This window comes from Paraburkholderia sp. SIMBA_054 (genome assembly GCF_046534875.1).
Taxonomy (GTDB): domain Bacteria; phylum Pseudomonadota; class Gammaproteobacteria; order Burkholderiales; family Burkholderiaceae; genus Paraburkholderia; species Paraburkholderia hospita.
This window is the reverse complement of record NZ_JAWRXV010001008.1, coordinates 1-262: the sequence shown is the minus strand read 5'-3', so window position 1 is coordinate 262 and position 262 is coordinate 1. Positions and strand designations below refer to the sequence as shown.

Here is a 262-nt window from a genome sequence, read left to right as displayed (position 1 = left end):
CATTTGCACCGAAACGGCACGCGACTTGCGTGCAATCCTGCCGCACATGTCCGCATGCAACGAAACAACTGAACTAGGTGGAGCACCAATGAGCAGACTGATCGTGGTATCGAATCGTGTCGCGCCGACCCAGGAGGGCCGGCCCGCAGCGGGTGGCCTGGCGATCGGCGTGCTGGACGCGTTGAAGGAAACCGGCGGAGTCTGGTTCGGCTGGAGCGGCGAGACGGTGAGCGAACCGTCGGCGCCGGTAATCGAGAAGCAG

The 262-nt window shown here is 63.4% G+C and carries 1 pseudogene; it reads left to right on the top strand.

What is annotated here, in order from left to right:
* Positions 1–88: 88 nt before the first annotated feature.
* Positions 89–262 (top strand): annotated as a pseudogene (locus tag SB822_RS58180) (alpha,alpha-trehalose-phosphate synthase); the annotation flags it as partial.